Below are 5993 nucleotides of genomic sequence, written 5' to 3' on the forward strand. Positions count from 1 at the left end.
TGGCGAAAAAGGTACGCATTATTCGCCACCTTGAGGCGAAAGGCTCGTTACACGACGGAGGTGAGGCTGCGATGATAGATCTGTTCGAACACAATCAAACAGCATACGACAAAGCAGTCTCCATGCTCGCAGAGCGCGGCAAAACGGTCGTCGTGCATCCTACCGGCACAGGCAAATCATTCATCGCCTTCAAGCTCGCGGAGGACAATCCATCGTCGCGCATACTCTGGCTCTCGCCGAGCGAATATATCTTCCGTACGCAGCTGGAGAATATAAAGTCAGTCTGCGGCTATGAGCCTCATAACGTTGAATTCCGTACCTACGCAAAACTCATGCAGACAGACGGCGATGGCATAGCGAAACTCAGGCCCGATTACATAATCCTCGACGAATTCCACCGCGTAGGAGCCGAAATGTGGGGCAAAGGCGTTGAGAGATTATTCGACGCCTATCCAAACGTCCCCGTGCTTGGTCTCTCTGCTACAAGCATCCGTTACCTCGACAACCGCCGCGACATGGCCGACGAACTCTTCGACGGCAATGTCGCGTCAGAAATGACACTAGGCGAAGCCGTAGTCAGAGGCATACTCACGCCTCCCGAATACGTGCTCTCTATCTACTCCTGCTCTAAAGACATAGAAAAATACCAGAGCCGCATCCGCAGGGCCAAAACGAAAGCTACTCGTGACGAAGCCCAGAAAAAACTCGACGCCCTCCGCCGTTCCTTAGAAAACGCGGAAGGCTTAGATACGGTATTTACCAAACACATAAAAGACAGGGAAGGCAAATACATAATCTTCTGCTCGAACGTAGAACATCTGCGTGAAACGGAGACACACATACACGAATGGTTCTCGGGCGTGGATAGTTCCCCCGTAATCTACAAAGCCTACTCCGAAGACGCGGAATCCTCTAAAGCTTTCGACGCATTCAGGAAAGACGATTCATCTCATCTGAAACTCCTGCTCTGCATAGACATGCTCAACGAAGGCATCCACGTAGACGGAGTGTCGGGCGTAATACTCCTGCGTCCGACAATATCTCCAATAGTCTACAAACAGCAGATAGGCAGAGCCTTGTCGTCAGGTAAGGGCCATAGAGATAATGATGGTAACTCTGTCCCAGTAATAATCGACATAGTAAACAACATAGAAAATCTCTACTCAATCTCCGCCGTACAAGAAGAGATGAACACGGCCATAAACTACTACAGAGGCACGGGACAGGAAGACAAAATAATAAACGAGACATTCACCATAATAGACGAGACGAGAGACAGCAGACAGCTCTTCTGCGAACTCGAAGAGACGTTATCCGCCAGCTGGGACTCCATGTATAAACTGGCGAAAGACTACTACGAAAAACATCATGACCTTGATGTCCCGAGACGCTACGTAACGAACGGCGGCTACGCCTTAGGCTCATGGCTGAACACACAGAGGTTGGTCAAAGCCGGCAGAATCTGCGGCCTCCTTTCAGAAGAAAGAATAAAGAAACTCGACGCCATAGGCATGGAGTGGCGGAACAGATACGACCGCGCATGGGATAAATATTATCGGGGGCTTTGCGAGTATAAATACAAAAACGGCAACATAGATATAAAAGCCGGATACGTAACAGAGGACGGCATAGACCTCGGGAACTGGATAACCAACATACGCGCCTCAAAACACGGCGGACGCAAAGGGTATTACCTGACAGACGAACGTATCGCCATGCTTGACAGGCTCGGCATGATATGGGACAAGCTCGATTACCAATGGGAGAGGAACTATCAGGCCTGCGTTGAATACTATAAGACAAACCGCGATCTTGATATTCCAGCCCATTACGTGGCGGAGGACGGGCTCCGCATAGGCGCGTGGATACGCCGCATGAGAAAAGCGAGAGACGGCAGAATGAAAAACGCCGCGCCGCTTACGCCGGAGCAGACAGCCCGCCTAGACGCAATAGGCATGGAATGGCAGGACTCATATACGAAACAATGGGAATACGGCTACGAACAGGCTAAAGCATATTTTGCCGCGCACGGGAACCTCGACGTCCAGGCAGCCTACGTGACCGAAAACGGCTTCCCGCTCGGTAAATGGCTCAAAAGGCACACGCAGGTCAATGACAAAACCGGAAAGCCGATGATAAAAATCACATCTGAACGTAAGGCCAAACTCGACGCCCTCGGTTTTTCATGGTGCGGAGACGATTCGTGGGAAAGACGAGTGGCCGCGTGCAGAGAATACAGAGCCGAACACGGCGATCTCAACGTCTCTCAGCAATACGTGACGGCCGACGGCATATGGCTTGGTAAATGGCTCTACGAGTGCAGAAAAGCCCATAGAAACGGTGGACTTGGAAAAACTAGGAAATTAAGCCATGAGCAGATCGGAGAACTCGAAGCGCTGGGCATAGACTGGCGTACTCCGGCGGAGAAAGCATGGGAAGAAAAGTATAATGCCGCCGCTGAAATGCTGGAAAAAATGAGGCTGATGAACGATAAAACTGCGATAAACGCGGAATATCCGCCGAGCCACAGCTTACGCCAGTGGCTCGTAAGGCAGCGCAGTCTGTTGCGTCACGGGAAATTAACAAACGAACAGATAACACGGCTCAGCGCGCTGAACGTGATACACATGGCCGGGTGACAGAAATGTACAGACATTATATTAAGCGACTAATAGATATCATACTTTCGTCATGCGCCCTTCTCGTCCTCGCCCTTCCGATGACCGTAATCGCCGCCATCGTAAAGCTAGACTCCAAAGGCCCGGTGCTCTTCTGGCAGAAGCGCGTCGGCATACATAAGTCTACCTTCATGATGCCGAAATTCAGGACGATGTACATAAACGCGCCAGCCAACATGCCTACCAACATGCTTAACGATCCATCGAAATGGATCACAAAAAGCGTAGCGTGGTTAAGAAAACTATATTTAGATGAATTTCCACAGATATTATTTATCTTAACAAATAAAATGTCCGTTATTGACCATAAGATTAACGCCTTCAAACGAGTACGAACCGTTTATTAAGCAAGACAGAGATAAATGGCTATGGAGCGGAACCAGACCGTTACAGGAGACATGAAGCGAAGATGAAGACCAAACCCGCAAAACGAATCCTACTATCCTACCCGCACATGAGCGGAGACGAACTGAGGCTCGTAAAAGACGCATTCGAATCCAACTGGATAGCGCCTCTCGGCCCGCACGTCGATGCATTTGAAAAAGAGACCGCGGCATACGCCGGAGTAAAATCGGCTCTCGCCCTCTCCAGCGGAAGCGCCGCCATACACCTCGGCCTCAGACTGCTTAACGTGCAGGCCGGAGACATGGTCTTCTGCTCCACGCTGACCTTCATAGCTTCAGTAGCTCCGGCTATGTACCAGAACGCCGTCCCCGTCTTCATCGACTCCGACGAAGAGACATGGAACATGTCTCCCGTAGCATTGCAAAAAGCGTTCTGTGACGCTGAAAAAACAGGCAGAATGCCCAAATGCGTCATAGTCGCCGAACTCTACGGACAGCCGCCCAAAATAGACGAGATACAGAAAATCTGCGCAAAATACAACGTCCCGATACTTGAAGACTCTGCCGAAGCCTTAGGCGCTACATACGACGGCAAAAAATGCGGCTCCTTCGGCAAAGTAGGAATCTACTCATACAACGGCAACAAAATAATAACCACCTCAGGCGGAGGAATGCTCCTCTCCGACGACGAAGAATACATAGAAAAAGCCAGATTCTGGTCAACCCAGGCCAGAGACAAAGCGCCGTGGTACGAACACACCGAAATAGGCTACAACTACAGAATGAGCAACATCCTCGCCGCCATAGGCAGAGGCCAGATGCTCCATCTTGAAGAACGCATAAACAGAAGAAGAGCCATATACAGCAAATACAAACAGGAACTTGAAAAAATCCCCGGCATAACCCTGATGCCGGAGACGCCGAAATCCCGTTCCATCCAATGGCTCACGGCGATAACGATAGACAAAGATATAACCGGCAAGACATTCATGGACGTACTCAACTATCTGAACGAACAGAACATAGAAACACGTCCCGTCTGGAAACCCATGCACCTTCAGCCGTACTTTAGGCAGATGAACGCGAAATACTTCACTCACGGAGACGGAGAAAACGGCAGCGTATCCGACAAGCTCTTCGGCACGGGGCTGTGTCTGCCCTCGGCTTCTGCTATGACAGACGACGAGCAGGACTACGTAATAGAAGCGGTAAAAGAAGCCGTAACAAGATAAGAACGCCATGGATGAAGAATAGACAGGTAAGAAAAGAAGAAATAAGAAATGTCTAAAAGCAAGCCGATCCAGAGAACGCTCAAAAGAGCGTTCGACATATGCGGAGCAGCGACGGGGCTGATAATATTCTCCCCCGTGCTTATCTGGACGGCATACAGGATAAACAAAGAAATGGGCCGGCCCATCTTCTACAACAGAGAAAGGGCCGGAGAAGGAGGAAAGCCCTTCAAACTCTACAAATTCAGAACCATGACCGACGCGAGAGACAAGAATGGAAACCTCCTGCCTGACGCGGAAAGAATAACGCCCATAGGACAGAAAATCCGTTCCTCCAGCAGAGACGAACTGCCGCAGCTTTTAAACGTGCTGTTAGGAGACATGAGCCTGGTAGGCCCGAGGCCGCTGCTTCTAGACTACGTTCCGCTCTACAGCGAAGAGCAGAGAAAAAGGCTCGGCGTACCTCAGGGCATAACAGGCTGGGCGCAGATACACGGCAGAAACGCGACGACATGGGAAGAGAGATTCAAGAACGACGTCTGGTATGCGGACAACTGGTCATTCTGGCTGGACATAAAAATCATACTGGCGACTGTAAGCAAAGTATTGAAACACGAAGGGATAAGTGCTGAGGGCGAGGCTACTATGCCGAGGTTTACGGGGGAAATTAATATGACTAATAAAATAATCAACATCATACAAGAAATTCTAGAAACAGATGTAAACGAGCAAACAAGGGTTGATAGTTGCCCTAATTGGACCTCATTAAAAATGCTTCAGATAATTATGGCACTCGAAGAAGAGGGAATTGCTATTCCAATAGAAAAAATGGCTCAGATACATAGCGTAGCTGACCTTATTAGGTTGTCGGAGAACTAGAGTGCAGAAATTGTTAATCTACGGCGCTAGTGGGTTGGGCCGTGAAATCTTAGATATGATAGAGGAAATCAACTCAATCACCCCCCAATATAAAATAGAGGGGTGGATTGACGATGGCGTTCCATCCGGTGCAGTTATAAACAATGTTACTGTCCTCGGCAATATTAATTATATTGCTACAGTTGATTCATGCGCAGTAGTTCTGGCTATAGCAGATCCAAATATTAAAGAACAGTTATATAACAAAATTAAAGCTGAGAACACACAGATAGTTTTTCCTATCATCGTACACCCTTCATCAAGTGTATCACCGCTATCTGAGCTTGATGAAGGCGTTATTATCACGCGTTTTTGTTGGGTAACGGCGAATACAAGGATAGGTAAATGCGTTCTGTTGAATACAAGATGTGACGTCGGGCATGACTCACGGATTGGCAACTTTTCATCGTTAATGCCTAGCGTGAATATCTCAGGTAATGTGACTACCGGCAAGAAAGTATATATCGGTGTGCAGTCTGCTTTACTCCAAGGGCTAAGCATTGGCGATAACGCAATCATCGGGATGGGCAGCAAAGTCATGACCAACGTTCCGCCTAACTGCACAGTTCTGGGCAATCCTGCAAAAATCATACAGAGGCGTGAAAAATGCTAGCGCTGCTTTCGAACGTCACCATAGACTCGCTGGCCCAGTCCGCAGCCAAACTCACGGGAGCAGAAATCTACACCTCTTCCGGCTACAACACATGGGTGCAGGAACTGCTTTCCGCGTCCTTCGGCGGCACTATACCCGAATGCGTATTCCTTATTCTCGACGGCACGCAGCTCATGGGCGACGCTTTCCCGACAGACTGGCCTTCAGCCAA

At 49.2% G+C, this 5993-nt stretch carries 5 protein-coding genes and 1 pseudogene; all 6 read left to right on the forward strand.

What is annotated here, in order from left to right:
- Positions 1–71: 71 nt before the first annotated feature.
- Entirely contained in the window at positions 72–2639 is a 2568-nt protein-coding gene (locus B5F39_RS13730; RefSeq protein WP_087368676.1) for a Helicase associated domain protein, read from the forward strand.
- A 5-nt stretch (positions 2640–2644) separates the two neighbouring features.
- Positions 2645–3025, forward strand: coding sequence for a sugar transferase (locus tag B5F39_RS13735; RefSeq protein WP_087368678.1), 381 nt, complete (start codon positions 2645–2647; stop codon positions 3023–3025).
- A 62-nt stretch (positions 3026–3087) separates the two neighbouring features.
- Positions 3088–4254 (forward strand): aminotransferase class I/II-fold pyridoxal phosphate-dependent enzyme, encoded by a 1167-nt coding sequence (locus B5F39_RS13740; protein WP_087368680.1) that lies wholly within the window; start codon positions 3088–3090, stop codon positions 4252–4254.
- Positions 4255–4302: 48 nt separating this feature from the next.
- Entirely contained in the window at positions 4303–5130 is an 828-nt protein-coding gene (locus B5F39_RS13745) for a sugar transferase (protein WP_143330769.1), read from the forward strand.
- A 1-nt stretch (position 5131) separates the two neighbouring features.
- On the forward strand, positions 5132–5782 hold the full coding sequence (locus B5F39_RS13750; protein WP_158096078.1) for an acetyltransferase: 651 nt from the start codon (positions 5132–5134) through the stop codon (positions 5780–5782).
- A pseudogene (locus B5F39_RS13755) lies at positions 5776–5993 on the forward strand (FkbH); the annotation flags it as partial. The gene B5F39_RS13750 and the pseudogene B5F39_RS13755, both read left to right, overlap by 7 nt.

Source organism: Cloacibacillus sp. An23, assembly GCF_002159945.1.
GTDB lineage: Bacteria > Synergistota > Synergistia > Synergistales > Synergistaceae > Caccocola.

Bases quoted from the DNA above. Each gene is read 5' to 3' on its own strand.
- B5F39_RS13730 (WP_087368676.1), top strand. From the start codon at position 72: ATGATAGATCTGTTCGAACACAATCAAACAGCATACGACAAAGCAGTC.
- B5F39_RS13735 (WP_087368678.1), top strand. From the start codon at position 2,645: ATGTACAGACATTATATTAAGCGACTAATAGATATCATACTTTCGTCA.
- B5F39_RS13745 (WP_143330769.1), top strand. From the start codon at position 4,303: ATGTCTAAAAGCAAGCCGATCCAGAGAACGCTCAAAAGAGCGTTCGAC.
- B5F39_RS13740 (WP_087368680.1), top strand. From the start codon at position 3,088: ATGAAGACCAAACCCGCAAAACGAATCCTACTATCCTACCCGCACATG.